The sequence below is a fragment of the Roseovarius maritimus genome, from assembly GCF_043355895.2.
Lineage (GTDB): Bacteria > Pseudomonadota > Alphaproteobacteria > Rhodobacterales > Rhodobacteraceae > Roseovarius > Roseovarius maritimus.
The window spans coordinates 30495-48609 of the sequence record NZ_JBHFPF020000017.1 but is presented as its reverse complement, the minus strand read 5'-3'; the positions used below and the strand labels follow the sequence as shown (position 1 = coordinate 48609).

General features: G+C 62.3%; 13 protein-coding genes and 1 tRNA gene. 5 read left to right on the top strand and 9 right to left on the bottom strand.

What is annotated here, in order from left to right; all coding sequences use genetic code 11:
- Positions 1-17: 17 nt before the first annotated feature.
- Both ACEWPM_RS18745 and ACEWPM_RS18740 read right to left on the bottom strand, forming a co-directional pair.
- Entirely contained in the window at positions 18-740 is a 723-nt protein-coding gene (locus tag ACEWPM_RS18745; protein WP_393963760.1) for a hypothetical protein, read from the bottom strand.
- Positions 741-839: 99 nt separating this feature from the next.
- A tRNA-Leu gene (locus ACEWPM_RS18740) sits at positions 840-925 on the bottom strand.
- Between the two features lie 150 nt (positions 926-1075).
- Here ACEWPM_RS18740 and ACEWPM_RS18735 point away from each other — a divergent pair.
- The 4 genes from ACEWPM_RS18735 (at position 1076) to gltB (ending at position 9138) form a co-directional block, all read left to right on the top strand.
- Positions 1076-2071 (top strand): complex I NDUFA9 subunit family protein, encoded by a 996-nt coding sequence (locus ACEWPM_RS18735; RefSeq protein WP_393963759.1) that lies wholly within the window; start codon positions 1076-1078, stop codon positions 2069-2071.
- Positions 2072-2162: 91 nt separating this feature from the next.
- Positions 2163-2963 (top strand): undecaprenyl-diphosphate phosphatase, encoded by an 801-nt coding sequence (locus ACEWPM_RS18730; RefSeq protein ID WP_393963758.1) that lies wholly within the window; start codon positions 2163-2165, stop codon positions 2961-2963.
- 155 nt (positions 2964-3118) lie between these two features.
- Positions 3119-4552 carry an NAD(P)-dependent oxidoreductase gene (locus ACEWPM_RS18725; RefSeq protein ID WP_393963757.1) on the top strand — a complete coding sequence of 478 codons (1434 nt, stop codon included), beginning with the start codon at positions 3119-3121 and terminating at the stop codon, positions 4550-4552.
- A gap of 56 nt (positions 4553-4608) precedes the next feature.
- Positions 4609-9138: a glutamate synthase large subunit gene (gltB, locus tag ACEWPM_RS18720; RefSeq protein WP_393963756.1), complete on the top strand. Its 4530-nt coding sequence runs from the start codon at positions 4609-4611 to the stop codon at positions 9136-9138.
- A gap of 82 nt (positions 9139-9220) precedes the next feature.
- Here gltB and ACEWPM_RS18715 read toward each other — a convergent pair whose 3' ends face one another.
- The 7 genes from ACEWPM_RS18715 to ACEWPM_RS18685 form a co-directional block, all read right to left on the bottom strand.
- A complete protein-coding gene (locus ACEWPM_RS18715) occupies positions 9221-10366 on the bottom strand; it encodes an iron-containing alcohol dehydrogenase (protein ID WP_393963755.1) in 1146 nt (381 codons plus the stop codon).
- The gene (locus ACEWPM_RS18710) at positions 10363-11745 is read right to left on the bottom strand and encodes an aldehyde dehydrogenase family protein (RefSeq protein WP_393963754.1); all 1383 of its coding nucleotides are present in this window, start codon (positions 11743-11745) and stop codon (positions 10363-10365) included. The genes ACEWPM_RS18715 and ACEWPM_RS18710 overlap by 4 nt, the downstream gene beginning before the upstream one ends.
- 98 nt (positions 11746-11843) lie before the next feature.
- Positions 11844-13226 (bottom strand): glutamine synthetase family protein, encoded by a 1383-nt coding sequence (locus ACEWPM_RS18705; protein WP_393963753.1) that lies wholly within the window; start codon positions 13224-13226, stop codon positions 11844-11846.
- Positions 13227-13308: 82 nt separating this feature from the next.
- The gene (locus tag ACEWPM_RS18700; protein ID WP_393963752.1) at positions 13309-14349 is read right to left on the bottom strand and encodes a TRAP transporter substrate-binding protein; all 1041 of its coding nucleotides are present in this window, start codon (positions 14347-14349) and stop codon (positions 13309-13311) included.
- 58 nt (positions 14350-14407) lie between these two features.
- Entirely contained in the window at positions 14408-15727 is a 1320-nt protein-coding gene (locus tag ACEWPM_RS18695) for a TRAP transporter large permease (protein WP_393963751.1), read from the bottom strand.
- Entirely contained in the window at positions 15727-16323 is a 597-nt protein-coding gene (locus ACEWPM_RS18690; RefSeq protein WP_393963750.1) for a TRAP transporter small permease subunit, read from the bottom strand. The genes ACEWPM_RS18695 and ACEWPM_RS18690 overlap by 1 nt, the downstream gene beginning before the upstream one ends.
- On the bottom strand, positions 16316-17113 hold the full coding sequence (locus ACEWPM_RS18685) for an N-formylglutamate amidohydrolase (protein WP_393963749.1): 798 nt from the start codon (positions 17111-17113) through the stop codon (positions 16316-16318). The genes ACEWPM_RS18690 and ACEWPM_RS18685 overlap by 8 nt, the downstream gene beginning before the upstream one ends.
- 117 nt (positions 17114-17230) lie before the next feature.
- Here ACEWPM_RS18685 and ACEWPM_RS18680 point away from each other — a divergent pair, with 117 nt between their 5' ends.
- Positions 17231-18109, top strand: coding sequence for a MurR/RpiR family transcriptional regulator (locus ACEWPM_RS18680; protein WP_393963748.1), 879 nt, complete (start codon positions 17231-17233; stop codon positions 18107-18109).
- The last annotated feature ends 6 nt before the right edge of the window (positions 18110-18115 follow it).

The following is an 18115-nucleotide window of genomic DNA, read 5'->3' as shown; positions in this document are numbered from 1 at the left end:
CAAATTTATCAGGGGGGTCACTTTTGGACGCCGATCACCCCAATACAGGGGTCAAAGTTGCATGCTGATCCACATGTAAGGTTCCGTTTCGCCGATGTCGCCTTCATCCGACCCAAGAGTTTATCGCGTACTTGTCGGGCGTGAGTTCGCGTGACATTGGCTATAGCGATGTCTTGCTTCGTCACATTTAAAAGGTCTTGTTTGACACGAGCGATCCGCTGCTCCTGTTTCCTTCTTTTGTGCGGATCGGGTTCTTTCTTCTCAGAGAGGTAAAATGCGAAAGCTTCGGTGATCGTGAGCGGAACCTCAATGCTATGGACCCCATTCAACAAAGCGGTGACCATAGCCCTATCTCTCAAGGAAAGGCTCTCCGGATCAGGCCACCCAGTCTCCGCGTCAGCTGGGTATTTTCCGAGTAGCCGGTCTGCCTCTGCTTCCCTGGCCGTTCTCTCGTCCTCGCTCTTGCCACGCGAATAGGGATCGGCCTCCAATTCTGCGAACTGGGCTTCGATGCTATCCTTTATCGCTGGTAGCTCAGACGCGTCAGAAGAAGGGTTTGAAGACCGCAAGAGGTGCTCAACGTGATCGTGATAGCCAGGGTAGTTCCGCATGACTTCGAGTTCAGTCTTACCGAGGACTTTGACGAATTCTCGTTTTCCTAGAACCTGTTGAAGATCTTTTGGGATCCTACGGCGGTACTTTACGGTGCCGTTCTTTTCAGTGCGGAGGTGTTTGAACATGAGGCTTCTAGTCATTGGCATTGTGGACCCGATTGTGGACCTCATGGGGTCATCAATCCGAGAAAGCCAATTTTTTTCAGTGACTTAGATAGGGTTGATTGGTGCCCAGGAGAGGACTCGAACCTCCACACCGTTGCCAGTACTAGCACCTGAAGCTAGCGCGTCTACCATTCCGCCACCTGGGCAGGTCACGTGAGGGGGCGTTTAGACGCCGGCGCCGGGCGTGTCAACGGCCTTTTTGGCGTGAGCTGACATGCCGCCTTGCCCGCAGGGCCGTGCGCAGGTAGGACAGTAGGCGCACAAAAACTCAGCACAGCGCGCCGGAGGCTGCTCTTATGTCGAAACTGGTCACAATCTTTGGCGGATCGGGCTTTGTCGGCCGCTATGTCGCCTATCGCATGGCGCAGGCTGGTTGGCGTGTCCGTGTCGCCTGCCGCCGTCCCGAAACGGCCGGGTTCGTGCGCACCTACGGCGTTGTCGGTCAGGTCGAGCCTGTCATTTGCAACATCCGCAACGATGAGAGCGTGCGCGCAGTCACGCGCGGTGCGGATGCGGTAGTCAACTGCGTCGGCACTTTCGACCGTAAGGGCAAGAACAACTTTGGCGCGGTGCAGGATGACGGCGCCACGCGCATCGCCCGTATGGCCGCGGAAGAGGGCATTTCCCATCTCGTCCACATCTCGGCAATTGGCGCGGATGTGGACGGCGCCAGCCTCTATGCCAAGAGCAAGGGTCGCGGCGAAAGGGGCGTGCTGAAGCATTTCCCTAATGCCGTTATCCTGCGCCCGTCCATCGTTTTCGGACCCGAGGATGCCTTCTTCAACCGCTTTGCCGCGATGACCAAGATGGGCCCGATCCTGCCGGTCGTCGGCGCAAGCACCAAGTTTCAGCCGGTCTATGTCGGAGACGTGGCCGATGCCGCCGCGATGGGTGCGCAGGGCAAGGCCGCACCGGGCGTCTATGAGCTGGGCGGGCCTGAGGTAAGAACGTTCCGCGAGTTGATGCAGAACATGCTGGCCGTCATTCGCCGCCGTCGCCTGATCCTGAACATCCCCTTCCTGCCGGCCCGTGTCCTTGGCGCATTCATGGAGCTGGGTCAGAGCCTGACGCTGGGCCTCGTGCCGGCGCAGATCACGCGCGATCAGGTGACCTCGCTGAAATCCGATAACGTCGTGCAGGATGGCGCCAAGTGCTTTGCCGATCTGGGTATCACGCCAACGGCAATGGAGGCCGTTCTACCCGACTATCTGTGGCGTTTCCGTCCGTCGGGGCAATATGCCGCCATGACGGAATCCGCCAAGAACGCGTCCGGGAAACTGGGCACGCACTAAACCAATACCCCGGGCCAAGCCGGCGCAGATCGGTTGGCCTACCCCGTCCGCCCTTGCGCGGGCAGTCGCAACAGGCAAGAGCGGTGCAACTATGTCGGATACCACGCTGGTCGCGGCCGCCCTTGGGCTGATCGAGGGCCTGACCGAGTTCATTCCGGTCTCCTCCACCGGCCACCTCCTTCTGGTCGGGCATTTCATGGGGTTCCACAGCCCGGGTCGCAGTTTCGAGGTGGTGATTCAGCTGGGGGCGGTTCTGGCGCTGCTCAGTGTCTATTTCACGCGGCTGGCGCAGGTGCTGATCGACGCGCCCTACAAGCCCGGCGCGCGGCGCTTTCTGGCGTCGGTTATCGTCGCGTTCCTTCCGGCGCTGGTGGTTGGCGTGCTGGCCCATTCCTTCATCAAGCAGGTGCTGTTCGAGACGCCGATCCTGGTGGCTGTCATGCTGATCCTTGGCGGCATCATTCTGATTTTCACGGACCGTTTTGCGCCGACGCCGCGGTATGTCGACGCGACCCATCTGCCCATCTGGGTGACCTTGCGCATTGGCCTGTTCCAGTGCCTCGCGATGGTTCCCGGCACCAGCCGGTCAGGCGCGACGATTGTCGGCGCGCTGCTGATGGGAGTGGATAAAAGGGCGGCGGCGGAATTCTCCTTCTTTTTGTCGATTCCGACGATGGTGGGGGCGGTCACCTATGATCTCTACAAGAATTGGGACGTTCTGGACCTGAGTGCCATGGGCGATATCGCGATCGGCTTTGCCCTCGCTTTTGTCAGCGGCCTGCTCGTGGTCAAGTGGCTTCTCGGCTTTGTGTCGCGCAATGGATATGCGCCTTTTGGCTGGTGGCGAATCATTGTTGGGGCGCTTGCCTTGGGGTTCCTGCTCATCCGGTGACACTATTTAGGTAAGTTATACTGCCATATTATCTAACGGCCTAGCGACAGAATTTCTCTATGCCATCCGATTTCTGATATATGAGTCAGTAATACTGTCTTTTATACGATCTGCGACCGGTCTATGCATCAACTTCTGAATAGATAGGTGCGCCGATGGCTGACAACCCGATGCTGAAATTTACCACCGTGATGCGCGACATGCCCGAAAAGCGTGCGCCGGATCTGCGGACCCATGATTTCCACGAAATCTACGCCGAATACGCGGCCGACAAGGCGCGCGAGCAGGCCAGCCGTTGTAGCCAGTGCGGCGTGCCTTACTGTCAGAGCCATTGCCCGCTGCACAACAACATCCCCGACTGGCTGCGCCTGACCGCCGAGGGCCGCCTCAAGGAGGCCTACGAGATCAGCCAGGCGACCAATACCTTCCCCGAGATCTGCGGCCGGATCTGCCCGCAGGACAGGCTCTGCGAAGGGAATTGCGTGATCGAGCAGTCGGGCCACGGCACTGTCACCATCGGCGCGGTCGAGAAATACATTACCGACACGGCGTGGGACGAAGGCTGGGTCACCCCCGCCAAACCGGCGCGGGAGCGCAGCGAAAGCGTCGGTATCATCGGCGCGGGCCCCGGCGGGTTGGCTGCCGCAGACATGCTGCGACGCGCGGGCGTGCAGGTGACGGTTTATGATCGCTATGACCGTGGCGGCGGCCTCATGACCTATGGCATTCCCGGCTTCAAGCTGGAGAAAAACGTGGTGATGCGCCGGATGGAGCAGTTGGAGGCGGGCGGCGTAAGCTTCCGGCTTAACTGCAACGTGGGCGAGGACATCACTTTTGCCGAGATGCGCGCCCAGCATGATGCGCTGATCATTGCCACCGGCGTCTACAAATCGCGCGAACTGACCGGCCCCGGATCGGGCGCCAAGGGCATTGTGCGCGCCATCGACTTCCTGACCACCAGCAATCGTCAATCCTTTGGCGATTCTGTTCCGGAGTTCGATGACGGCACGCTCAACGCCAACGGCAAGCGCGTTGTCGTGATCGGCGGCGGTGACACCGCGATGGATTGCGTGCGCACCGCCATCCGGCAGGGCGCGACATCGGTCAAATGCCTCTACCGGCGGGACCGCACCAATATGCCCGGCAGCCAGCGCGAGGTCGCCAATGCCGAGGAAGAGGGCGTCATCTTCGAATGGCTCAGCCTGCCCAAGGGCTTCTCGGGCGATCCTGTCACGTCGGTGCGGGTCCAGCAGATGCGCCTTGGCGCGCCCGACGCGACGGGCCGCCAGTCGCCCGAGGAGATCGACGGCGCTGTCCATGACGAGCCTGCGGATCTGGTGATCAAGGCGCTTGGCTTCGAGGCCGAGGAATTACCGACCCTCTGGGACCAGCCCGAGCTGGAGGTCACCCGTTGGGGCACCGTCAAGGCCGAGTTTACGACCGGGCGCACTTCGCTTCCCGGCGTCTATGCCGTGGGCGATATCGTGCGCGGCGCGTCCCTCGTCGTCTGGGCCATCCGCGATGGGCGTGATTGTGCGGCCGCGATCCTCGACGATCTGGCCGCCAGCCAGGCGGTGGCTGCGGAATGAGTATTTTCAGAACCATGAAAGACGCAGAGCAAAGCATCTGCAGGGAGGGCCGGACCATGACGAGTTTCGATGCGAATTGGGCCGCCACGGAGACCGCCAAGCGTGACTGGATGGCGAAGAACGGCATGTATGCACACGAGGAAGAGCATTCTTCCTGCGGTGTCGGCCTTGTCGTCGCGGTCAGCGGCAAGCGCTCGCGCCGCGTCGTGCAGGCGGGCATCAATGCGCTGAAGGCGATCTGGCATCGCGGCGCGGTGGATGCGGATGGCAAGACGGGCGACGGCGCAGGCATCCATTTGCAGATCCCTGTGCCGTTCTTCTATGATCAGATACGCCGCACCGGCCACGAGCCGCGTCAGGATCAGTTGGTCGCGGTGGGCCAGGTTTTCCTGCCGCGCACCGATTTCGGCGCGCAGGAGGCTTGCCGGACCATCGTCGAGACCGAAGTGCTGCGCATGGGCCACACGATCTATGGCTGGCGGCATGTTCCGGTGAATATCGACTGCCTTGGTGAGAAGGCGAATGCGACCCGGCCCGAGATCGAGCAGATCCTGATCTCGAACGCCAAGGGCATCGAGGAAGAGGATTTCGAGCGCGAGCTTTACGTTATCCGCCGCCGCATCGAAAAGGCGGTGATCGCCGCTGGCATCGCCAATTTCTATATCGCGTCGCTCAGCTGCCGCAGCATCATCTACAAGGGCATGATGCTGGCCGAGGAGGTAGCGGTATTCTACCCCGATCTGATGGACGAGCGGTTCAAATCCGCCTTTGCCATCTATCACCAGCGCTATTCGACCAACACCTTCCCGCAATGGTGGCTGGCGCAGCCCTTTCGCATGCTGGCCCATAACGGCGAGGTCAACACCCTCAAGGGCAATCGCAACTGGATGAAAAGCCACGAGATCCGCATGGCCTCATCCGCCTTTGGCGATCTGGCCGAGGATATCAAGCCGATCATCCCCGGCGGGGCGTCCGACTCGGCCGCGCTCGACTCGGTTTTCGAGGTGCTGGTGCGCGCTGGCCGCTCGGCCCCGATGGCGAAAACCATGTTGGTGCCGGAATCCTGGTCGAACCTCGCGCAAGATCTGCCGCAAGCGTGGCGCGACATGTATTCTTATTGCAACTCGGTGATGGAGCCGTGGGACGGTCCCGCCGCCCTCGCCATGACGGACGGGCGCTGGGTCTGCGCGGGTCTCGACCGCAACGGGCTGCGCCCCATGCGCTATGTCGTGACCGGCGACGGCCTTGTCATCGCGGGCAGCGAGGCGGGCATGGTGCCCATTGACGAATCCACCGTGCGCGAAAAGGGCGCGCTGGGCCCGGGCCAGATGCTGGCCGTCGACATGAATGAGGGCAAGCTTTACGGCGATGTCGAGATCAAGGACCGCCTTGCCGCCGCGCTGCCCTTTGGCGAATGGGTGGGCAAGATCAACGAGATGGACGAGGCGCTGGCCGTGGTCAGCGAGGCGCCCATGCATAGCGGCGATGCCCTGCGCCGCCGCCAGATCGCGGCAGGCTACACCATCGAAGAGCTGGAACAGATCCTTGCCCCGATGGGCGAGGACGGCAAGGAGGCGATTGCCTCGATGGGGGATGACACGCCCAGCGCGGTTCTGAGCAATCAGTATCGCCCGTTGAGCCATTATTTCCGGCAAAATTTCAGCCAGGTGACCAACCCGCCGATCGACAGCTTGCGCGAATACCGCGTGATGAGCCTCAAGACGCGCTTTGGCAACCTGCGCAACGTGCTGGACGAGAGCGGCGCGCAGACGCAGATCCTCGTGCTGGACAGCCCCTTCGTGGGCAACGCCCAGTGGAATGTCCTGATGGAGCAGTTCAGTTCGGCCGTGGGGCATATCGACTGCACCTTTGCTGCCGGCGCCGGCGCCCTTCAGGAGGGGCTGGAGCGGATCCGCGCCGAGGCCGAGGATGCGGTTCGCAGTGGCGCGGGCCATATCGTGCTGACCGACGAGGCCGTCGGTGAGGGCCGCATCGGCATGCCGATGATCCTGGCCACATCGGCGGTGCACAGCCACCTGACACGCAAGGGGCTGCGCACCTTCTGCTCGCTGAACGTGCGCAGCGCCGAGTGCATCGACCCGCACTATTTTGCCGTATTGATCGGCGCGGGCGCGACGGTGGTCAACGCCTATTTGGCCGAGGATTCACTGGCCGACCGGATCGAGCGTAACCTGCTGGACGGCACCCTGACCGAGGTGGTGGCGCGCTACCGCAAGGCCATCGACCAGGGCTTGCTCAAGATCATGTCCAAGATGGGCATTTCCGTCATCTCCTCCTATCGTGGCGGCCTGAACTTCGAGGCCATCGGCCTTTCCCGTGCCATGTGCGCCGAGTATTTCCCCGGCCTCGTCAGCCGCATCAGCGGCATCGGTGTCAGTGGGGTCCAGACCAAGTTGGAAGAGATCCACGCCAAGGCCTACGGCACGCCCGAAAACGTGCTGCCCATCGGCGGCTTCTACAAGGCGCGCCGGTCGGGCGAGACCCATGCATGGGGCGCGCAGAACATGCATATGCTGCAAACCGCGTGCAACACGGCCAGCTTCGATCTGTGGAAGCGCTACTCGGCTGCGATGCAGGCCGCCGCGCCGATCCACCTGCGCGACCTGATGGCGATCAAGCCCATGGGCAAGGCCATTCCGCTGGACGAGGTCGAAAGCGTCACGGCCATCCGCAAACGCTTTGTCACGCCGGGCATGTCGTTGGGCGCGCTCAGCCCCGAGGCGCACAAGACCCTGAACGTGGCGATGAACCGCATCGGTGCGCGCAGCGATTCAGGCGAGGGCGGCGAGGATCCGGCGCATTTCCTGCCCGAATCCAACGGTGACAATCCTTCGGCCAAGATCAAACAGGTCGCCTCGGGCCGCTTCGGCGTGACCGCCGAATACCTCAACCAATGCGAGGAGCTGGAGATCAAGGTGGCCCAGGGTGCCAAGCCCGGTGAGGGTGGCCAGCTGCCCGGCATGAAGGTGACCGCGCTGATCGCCCGCCTGCGCCACTCGACGCCGGGGGTCACGCTGATCTCGCCGCCGCCGCATCACGACATCTACTCGATCGAGGACCTCGCGCAGCTGATCTACGACCTCAAGCAGATCAATCCGCATGCCAAAGTAACGGTAAAGCTGGTCGCCCAATCCGGCGTCGGCACCATCGCGGCGGGGGTGGCCAAGGCCAAGGCCGACGTGATCCTCATTTCAGGCCATAACGGGGGCACCGGCGCCAGCCCGGCGACCTCGATCAAATATGCGGGTCTGCCGTGGGAGATGGGCCTGACCGAGGCGCATCAGGTGCTGTCGATGAACAACCTGCGGGGCCGCGTCACGCTGCGCACCGATGGCGGGCTGCGCACCGGGCGCGACATCGTCATGGCTGCGATGATGGGGGCCGAGGAATACGGCATCGGCACGGCAGCGCTGATCGCCATGGGCTGCATCATGGTGCGCCAGTGCCAGAGCAATACCTGTCCCGTTGGCGTCTGCACGCAGGATCCCGCCCTGCGCGAGAAGTTCACCGGCAGCGCAGAGAAGGTCGTGAACCTCATCACCTTCTATGCGCAGGAAGTGCGCGAAATCCTGGCCAGCATCGGCGCGCGCAGCCTTGATGAAGTGATCGGGCGCGCGGATCTGCTGACGCAGGTTAGCCGCGGCTCGGCGCATCTGGACGATCTGGACCTAAACCCGATGCTGATCACTGTCGCCAGCCACGGCGCGCCTTATGACCGCGCCCGCCCGCGAAACCCGGTGCCCGACACGCTGGATGCCGAGATCGTGCGCGATGCTGCCCGCTTCCTTGATGATGGCGAGAAGATGCAGCTGCATTACGCGGTGCAGAACACGCATCGCACGGTGGGCACGCGCCTCAGCAGCCATATCGTACGCAAGTTCGGCATGCGCAACTCTCTGCAGCCGGATCACCTGACGGTGAAACTGTCGGGCAGCGCCGGGCAGTCGCTGGGCGCCTTCGCCGCGCCGGGTCTGAAACTGGAAGTGTCGGGCGATGCCAATGACTACGTGGGCAAGGGCCTGTCGGGCGGTATCATCGTGGTTCGCCCGCCCATGTCCAGCCCGCTGGAGGCCAGCGAGAACACCATCATCGGCAATACCGTCCTTTATGGCGCGACCGCTGGCTATCTCTTTGCCGCCGGCCGCGCGGGCGAGCGGTTTGCCGTGCGCAACTCGGGCGCGCATGTGGTGATCGAGGGCTGCGGGAGCAACGGGTGTGAATACATGACCGGCGGCGTCGCCGTGATCCTGGGCCGCATCGGCGCCAATTTCGGCGCGGGTATGACTGGGGGCATGGCCTATCTCTATGATCCGGACGGCCTTGCCACCCCGCTTATGAACCGCGAAACCATCGTGACGGAGGCCGTGCAGCATCCTCATTGGGAAGAGGAGCTCAAGACCTTGGTCCAGCGTCACGCGGACGAGACCGGCAGCCGCAGGGCGCTGGACATCCTGCAGCATTGGGACGTCGAGCGCGCGCATTTCATCCAGGTCTGCCCGCGCGAGATGCTGGGCAAGCTACCCCATCCGCTGGGCGATGAGGATATCGCGGTGCCAGCCGAATAAGCGCAGCGCGATCTAATGAAAACCCCGGGCGCCCATAATGCCCGGGGTTCTTTTTTTGAGTATTTTCAGAACGATGAAAGCGTCAGATGCTCGCCTCATAGAGGGCGCGCAGGTTTTCCTTGGTCAGCTTGACCGGATTGCCGCCACAGCTGGGGTCTTTCACAGCCTCCTCGACCAGATCGTCGATGCGGTCCGCGGTGACGCCCATCTCGGACAGCTTGCGCGGGATGCCGAGCGCATCGTTGAACTCCTGCACGAAGTTGCAGAAGCCGTCAAACCCGCCCTCGATATCGAGATAGGCGGCGGCCGAGTGAAAGCGGCCCTGAATCTCGGGCGCGTTCAACTGCAGCACGGCGGGCATGCAAACGGCGTTGGTGGTCCCGTGATGCGTGCCGAAAACGGCGCCGATCGGATGGCTCATCGCGTGAATCGCGCCAAGGCCTTTCTGGAAGGCGGTTGCGCCCATCATCGCGGCGCTCATCATATGCGCACGCGCCTCGAGGTCATCGCCGTCCTTGTAGGCGCGCGGCAGGTAATCCTTGACCAGGCGCATCCCCTCCAGCGCCATGCCCTGGCTCATCGGGTGGTAATGCGGGCTCGAGAACGCCTCGACGCAATGCGCGAAAGCATCAAGGCCGGTGCCTGCGGTGATAAACTTGGGCATCCCGGTGGTCAGCTCCGGATCGCAGATGACGACCGTGGGCATGACCTTTGGGTGAAAGATGATCTTCTTCACATGCGTCACGGAATTGGTGATGACGCTGGCGCGCCCCACCTCGGATCCCGTGCCGGCGGTGGTTGGCACGGCGATGATCGGCGCGATGGCATCGGCATCAGCACGGGTCCACCAGTCATCCACATCCTCGTAATCCCAGACCGGGCGCGTCTGATGCGCCATGAAGGCGACCATCTTGCCCAGATCCAGCCCCGAGCCACCACCGAAAGCGATCACGCCGTCATGCCCGCCTTCGAGATAGGCGGTGACACCGGCGGCCAGGTTGATCTCGTTCGGGTTGGGATCGACGTCGGAGAAGATACCGCGGCCAAAACCCGCCTTCTCCATGATGTCCAGCACCTGCGCGGTGATCGGCAGATCGGCCAGCCCCTTGTCGGTCACCAGAAGAGGGCGCGTCATGCCGGCCTGCGCACAGGCGGCGGGCAGTTCGGAAATGCGGCCGGCGCCGAATTTCACGGAGGTCGGGTAGGACCAGTTTCCAGTCAGGTTCATTTTGTCACCTTCTTGAGATGGTAGGATTTCGGGCGCGTCAGGTTGTGATAGCCGATGACCGACAGACCGCCCCCGCGGCCCGTATCCTTGCAGCCGGTCCAGCACAAGCCGGGGTCCAGATAGTCGGCGCGATTCATGAAGACGGTGCCCGTCTCGACCCGGTCGCCCACGGCCTGCGCGCGTTTCACATCGGCAGTCCAGAGGCTGGCAGTCAGGCCGTAGGGGCTGTCGTTCATCAGCTCGATCGCCTCATCATCCGAGGAGACCTTCATGATGCCGACGACAGGACCAAAGCTCTCGTCGCGCATCACGCGCATCTCATGCGTCACATCCGTCAGGATCTGGGGGGTCAGATAGGCGCCGCCATCATCGGCAGCCATGGTGGTGATATGTGCCTTGGCGCCCGCCGCGACAGCCTCGTCGATCTGCGCGCGCACTTCCTTGGCGAAGCGCACATGCGCCATCGGGCCGATGCTCGTCTCCGGGTTCAGCGGATCGCCCAATTTGTAACCTTCGACGATCTTCACGGCCTTTTCGATGAAGGCGTCGTAAAGGCTCTCATGCACATAGATCCGCTCGATCCCGCAGCAGCATTGGCCGGAGTTGAACATCGCCCCGTCGATCAGCGTGTCGACGGCGGCCTCCAGATCGGCATCCTCCATGACATAGCCCGGATCCTTGCCGCCCAGCTCGGTCGCCACCGGGGTAAAGGTGCCCGCCGCCGCGCGCTCCATCTCGCGCCCGCCACCGACGGAGCCGGTGAAGTTCACGAAATCCACGGCGCCGGCTGCGATCAGACCCGAGGTGGTGTCATGCCCCATGAAAAGGTTCTGGAATACATCCTCGGGCACGCCTGCCGCGTGAAACGCCTGCGCCATGCGCTCGCCCACCAGAAGGGTCTGCGTCGCATGTTTCAGCAGCACGGTATTGCCGGCGATCAGCGCGGGCGCGACCGTGTTGATGGCGGTCATGTAAGGGTAGTTCCACGGCGCGACGACCAGCACGACACCATGCGGCAACCGCTTGATATAGCGCAGGAAGGCGTCATCCTCGCCCACGATGATATCGGCCAGCGCATCCTCGGCAATCCCTGCCATATGCGACGCGCGCTCGTTAAAGCCGCCGAATTCGCCGCCATAGCGCACCGGCCGCCCCATCATGCGGGCCAGCTCGGGCACGATATCGTCATTCATCGCGCCGACGGCCTCGACGCCCGCCATCACCAGCCGGATCCGCTCGGCCAAAGGCCGCGTCGCCCAGTTCGCTTGCGCCCTGCGCGCCCGCGCTGCCGCCGCCTTGGCGCCGTCCAGATCCAGCGTCTCACGCGTGGCGAAAACCGATCCGTCGATCGGCGAAATGCAGGTCAGTGTGTCGCTCATTGCAAACCTATCCATAGTCTGGGTTCGGCCATGTATCTTTTGGCCCTAAATATCCCCGCCGGAGGCTCCGGCGCTCTCAATCCGGCGCCACCGGCGCTTCAGCAGCGCTCGAACCCGCGCGCGATCTCGTAATCTGTGACGGCGGCCTCGAAATCCTCGATTTCGACCTCGGCGGCGCGGGCATAGTGATCCACCACATCGTCGCCCAGTGTTTGTCGCAGCATGGCCGAGCCTTTCAGCGAGGCATAGGCATCACGCAGATTGGTCGGAATCATCCCCTCGTCGCCGGAATAGGCATCCCCCTTGAAGGGCGCACCCAGCTCCAGCTTTTCCTCGATACCGGCCATCCCGGCGGCCAGTTGCACGGCCATGGCGAGGTAGGGATTGATATCCGATCCGCCAACGCGGCATTCGACGCGCACGGCCTTGGTGCTTTCACCGCAGAGGCGGAACCCGGCGGTGCGGTTGTCTACCGACCAGATCGTGCGCGTGGGCGCGAATGTGCCCTTCATGAACCGCTTGTAGCTGTTGATGTAGGGGGCCAGGAAATAGGTGTAGTCCGGCGCGTATTTCAGCATTCCGGCCATGTAGTGCTTCATCACTTGCGACATGCCCAGATCGTCCGACTTGTCGTAAAAGACGTTCTCGCCGTCCTTCCACAGAGACTGGTGCACATGGCTGGAACTGCCCACGCGGTCACGGCTCCATTTCGGCAGGAACGATACCGCGTGCCCTTGCTGCCAGGCGATCTCCTTGACCGCATGCTTGGCGATCGAGTGGTAATCGGCGGTGTCGAGCGCCGCGGCATATTTGATGTTCAGTTCTTCCTGGCCCGCCTCGGCCTCGCCCTTGGTGCACTCGATGGGCAGACCTGCGTCCCAAAGGTGATTGCGCAGCGGGCGCATCACATGCTCTTCCTTTGTAGTCTGGAAAAGGTTGTAATCCTCATTATAGCCCGAGATCGGCGCGAGGTCGCGGTAGCCGTCCTTGCGGATCTCGTCAAAACTCTTCTCGAAAAGAAAGAATTCAAGCTCGGTTGCCATCATTGCCGTCATGCCCATCTCTTCCAGCCGGGCCAGCTGCTTTTTCAGCATGGCGCGGGGCGAGTGGGGCACAGGCTCGTGCGTGTGGTGGTCCAGCACGTCACAAAGCACCAGAACCGTGCCCTCCAGCCATGGCATCGGGCGCAGCGTGTTCAGATCGGGGCGCATGACGTAATCGCCATAACCCGTTTCCCAGGAAGTGCTGGCAAAGCCTTCGGGCGTCGACATCTCAAGGTCGGTGGCCAGAAGGTAATTGCAGCAATGGGTTTCCTTGTAGGCGCCGTTGATGAAATGCCGCGCATGAAAGCGTTTGCCCATCAGGCGTCCCTGCATGTCGACAAGGGCGACGAGAACGGTATCGACGCGGCCCGCCTCCACCTGTTCCTTCAGTTGGTCAAAGCTGAGCGCCGGGGTCTGGGCAGTCGTTTGGGCGGGCATGGAAAACCTCGAAAAATGGCGGATGATTGAAACAGGGGGGACCGGCCCCGAAGCGCCTCGGGGCCGGTCATCAGGTGAAGGATCACTCGAAGGTGTAGGGAGGGCCCGCCTTGCTGATCACATCGCTGTAGTCGCGGAAGATCTGCACGACCTTCTGGTGTACTTCGCCCTCTTCGGCGATTTCGTCCCAGAAGGTGATGGCAGCCTCTTCGACCGTTTTCCACTCCGATTGCGGGATCGAACGCAGTTGCAGCTTGTCGCCCTGCGCGCGCAGACGCGCCTCGCCGCCCCAATACCACTGGTTGCGGTAGGTGTGGCTGGCCTCGATACCGGCCATGACGATCTGCTTGAGGTGGTCGGGCAGATCCGCCCATTGCTGCGGATTGACGAAGAACGAGCCGATCCAGGCACCCGAGATGTTGTTGGTCAGGAAGTAGTCGGTGACATCCGCCCAGCCCACCGTGTAATCCTCGGTGATGCCCGACCAAGCCATGCCATCTAGCTCGCCGGTCTGCACGGCGACCTCGGCATCCTCGTAGGGAATGCTGACCGGCACGACGCCGAATTGCGACAGGAATCGGCCCGCCGTGGGGAAGGTATAGAGGCGCAGACCGTCCAGATCGGCCAGCGAGGTGATTTCCTTGGTGGTGTTGAAGTTGCACGGATCCTGGCCCGCGGCGGACAGCCACTTGACGCCGACCTTCTCGTATTCGGCGTCCCAGATATCCGCGAGGCCATACTGGTTGAAGAGGACCGGCACGTCCAGGATGTGCTTGGTCGCCAGCGGGAAGTACCCGCCAAACCGCTGCAACGGCGTGGGCGAGGCCATCGAATCGTCATCCGAATGCACGCCGTCGATAGTGCCGCGCTGAAGCGCTTGGAAAAGCTCGCCGGTGGGCACGATCTGATCCGCGTAGAACAGCTCGATCTCCATCTCTCCATTGGCGGCGTTGTTGATGTAATCGATGGCGGGTTTCGTCACATGCTCGCCCAGGGCGGCGCCGGCATAGGTCTGAAAGCGCCATTTGATCGGCGCTTGTGCGCGCACGATGCTGGGGGCGCCTAGCGCGGTGGCTGCGGTGCCGAGACCGGCGGAGGCCAGAAACTTTCTGCGTGTCGTCATTTTTTCTCTCCTTGTTGTGGTCATCTCTCGCCCCGGTGTACCGGGATTCTGATTGGGTCTAGTTATAGACCAGATCCGGCAGCCACAGCGCGATTTGCGGGAATGCCATCACAGCGATCAGCGCGCCTACCATGACCGCCACGAACGGGATGATCGACCGATAAATGTCGCGAATCGAAATCTCGGGCGGCGCCATCGCGCGCATCAGGAACAGGTTATAGCCAAAGGGCGGCGTCATGTAGGCAATCTGGCAAGTGATCGTGTAAAGCACACCATACCAGATCAGATCGAAGCCCAGCTCGCCCACCAGCGGCACGTAGAGCGGCGCCACGATGACCAGCATGGCGGTGTCATCGAGGAACGTGCCCATCACGATAAAGCTGAGCTGCATGAGTATCAGGATCACCCAAGGGGAAAGGCCCCATTGCGCGGTGAAGAGGTCCGAGATCGCCTTGACCGCGCCCAGCCCGTCAAAGATGGCGCCAAAACCGAGCGCGGCGAGGATGATCCACATGAACATGCAGGAGATGCCCAGCGTGTTGCGCACTGAGTTCTCGAAGACCTCGCGCGTCATCCGTCCCTTGAGCACGGCGGCAAGAAAGGCCGCCATCGCGCCGATGGCGCTGCTTTCCACGAGGCTGGTCCAGCCCTTGACGAATGGCACCATCATCACCGCAAAGATCACCAGCGGCAGCAGGCCCGCGCGCAGAAGGCGCATCTTCTCGCGGGTGCTGACGTCGCGCTCTTCTGCGGGCAGGGGCGGGCCCAGATGAGGCTGCATCCGGCAGCGCACATAGATGTAGATGATGAACATCGTCGCCATCATCAGGCCTGGGATCACGCCCGCCAGCCAGAGCTGCCCCACCGGCTGCCGCGCGATCATCGCGTAGAGGACCAGCACGACCGAGGGTGGCACGAGAATTCCCAGCGATGATCCCGCCTGGATGACCCCCGTCACCATGATCTTGTCATAGCCGCGTTTCAGCAGTTCGGGCAGCGCAATGGTCGCGCCGATGGCCATGCCGGCCACGCTCAGCCCGTTCATCGCAGAGATCAGCACCATCAGGCCGATCGTGCCGATGGCCAGCCCCCCGCGCACCGGCCCCATCCAGACATGGAACATCTTGTAGAGGTCATCGGCGATGCGGCTCTCGCTGAGCACATAGCCCATGAAGATGAACATCGGCAGCGTCAGCAGCGGATACCATTTCATCAGCTTCATCGCGGCGGAAAACGGCATGTCCGCCCCGCCCGTGCCCCAAAGCAGCATACCGCCCGCAGCCGCGACAAAGCCGATGGCGCCAAAGACCCGCTGGCCCGTCAGCAACATCAGCATCATCGTGCTGAACATCAGGATGGCGATCATTTCGTATGGCATCAGAGCTCCACCCCGCGGATACGGCCGATATCGCGGAAAAATTCAGCCAGCACCTGCAGGATCATCAGGGTGACACCCAGGATCATGATCGCCTTCACGGGCCAGATATAAGGCCGCCACGCCGTCGGGCTGCGCTCCATGAAGCCCATCTGGTCCTTGGCGGCGGCCGGCCCTTCGGTGACAAAAGTGGTTAAGAGGTTCCAGAAGAAGCTGAACGGCTCGCCCTGGAAATGGCCCAGCGAATAGGCGGTTGATCCGATGGCGCCATATAGAAGCACGCCCAGATAGAACATCAGAAACAGCACGGTGAACGCGTCCATCCACGCCTTCTGCTTGGCCGTCCAGTCGCCGTAAAATAGGTCCATCCGCACGTTCGATCCCATCTGGATCGCGTAGGGCCCGCCCAGCACGTAATAGGCAACCATGACGAATTGCGCCGTCTCCAACGTCCATAGCGTCGGATCGAAGAAGGTCTTGGAGACCGAGGACCACAGCAACACGCCGACCAGCGCAAAGATCAGATACATCGCGATGCGCCCGACAAAGCGGTTCATCGCGTCGATCCCGCGGACATAACCGCGAATGAGGCTAGGCATGGGCGGCCCCTTGGGTTTGCAGGCCCAGATGGATCAGCGCGGGCGTGATCATGGCGGCAAGCTCATCGCCGATGGCGGCCACCTGCGCAGGTGTCTGCAGCAGGTCGTTGCGCACCTCGATCATCACGTTGGGCAGGCCATGGGCCAGCCCGTGGATCTGCAGCGAATGGGTCACGCCATCCTCGGGGCCGTAGGGGCGGTTGCGGTGTGTGATGCGGTGGGACAGCTTGGCCGCGGCCTTCAGCATCGCATCGGCCAGCGCGGTGTCGGTGTCATGCAGGATGCCGATCTCGGTCTCGCGCATCTCGCCGTAATAGACGGGCGTGAAACTGTGCACGGTAATCAGCGCCGTGGGCTGGCCGCGCGCGGCGCGCTCCTCGATCTGCGCGGTGACAGCCTCGCAGAAGGGGCGGTAGATGGCATCCGTTCGCGCTTCGCGCTGGGCCTGCGTCAGGCCAGCGTTGCCGGGCACTTCGATCACTTCGGATTTCTCGGGCATGGCCGATGCGGCCTCGGGCGGGCGGTTGCAGTCATAGACCAGTCGCGACACGGTGCTGGCCACCAGCGTTCCGTTCAACTGATGCATCAGGTTCAGGGCCAGATCGCGCGCGCCGGGGTCCCAGGCGGCATGGCTGACCGCTGCCTCATCTGACAGGCCAAGGCCGTCATACTGCGCGGGGATACGGTGCGAGGCATGCTCGCACAGGATCAGCGCGGCACCAGCACCGCCCGCGTCGATCACTTCAACCACATCCTGATCCTGCGACTGGCCTGATATATCGCCCGTCATCACATCCCCCTTGCGTCTGAAAAATTGTTTTCACGCACGAGATTTTCTGTCAATATCTTTCCAGTCAGAAATTTGCATCCCGCCCCTTTTGCCTCTTCTCTATGCAAGGCCCGGCACATGAGCGATCCGGCCCCAGTCCATTACAAGACAGTCCGCGAAGCGATCCGCACCCATTATGCGGCCCTCACGGCGTCCGAGCGTAAATTCGCGCAGGCTCTTCTGGATAATTACCCCGCCGCCGGGCTTGCCTCGATCACCATCGCGGCAGCCAATGCCGAGGTGTCGACACCCACACTGGCGCGCCTCGTGCAAAAGCTGGGCTTCAAGGGCTATCCGCAGTTCCAGCAGGCCCTCTTGGCCGAGCTTGAGGCCAAGGCGTCCGGCCCCACGCAGCGGCGCGATCAATGGGCCAGCGATGTGCCGGAATCGCACCTGCTCAATCGCTTTGCCACGGCCGTCGGCGACAATATTCAGCAGACGCTTGCCAATATCGACAGTGCACAGTTCGACGCAGCCGCGCAGTTGCTGGCCGATACGGACCGGCGGCTGTACGTGGTGGGCGGGCGCATCAGCCGCGCGCTGGCAGATTATGCCTTTACCCATTTTCAGGCGGTGCGCCGGCGCATCACGCATATGACCTCCAGTTCGGCCACATGGCCGCATTACGTGCTGGATATGAGCGAGGGCGACATCCTGCTGCTGTTCGATATGCGCCGCTACGAGACGAACCTCCTGCGCCTTGCCGAGCTGGCCAGTGCGCGGGGCGTGCGGGTGATCCTGATAACGGATCAATGGACCAGCCCGGTGGCCAGCCATGCCGTGCACACCTTCCATTGCTGGACACAGATCCCCTCGGCCTGGGACAGCAACACCTCGACAATGATGCTGCTCGAGGCGCTGATCGCCGCGGTCCAAGAGGCGGACTGGCCCGAGACGCGCGAGCGTTACGAGCGTCTGGATGCCATTTTCGACGCCGCGCGTCTTTTCGAGAAATAGTGCGGC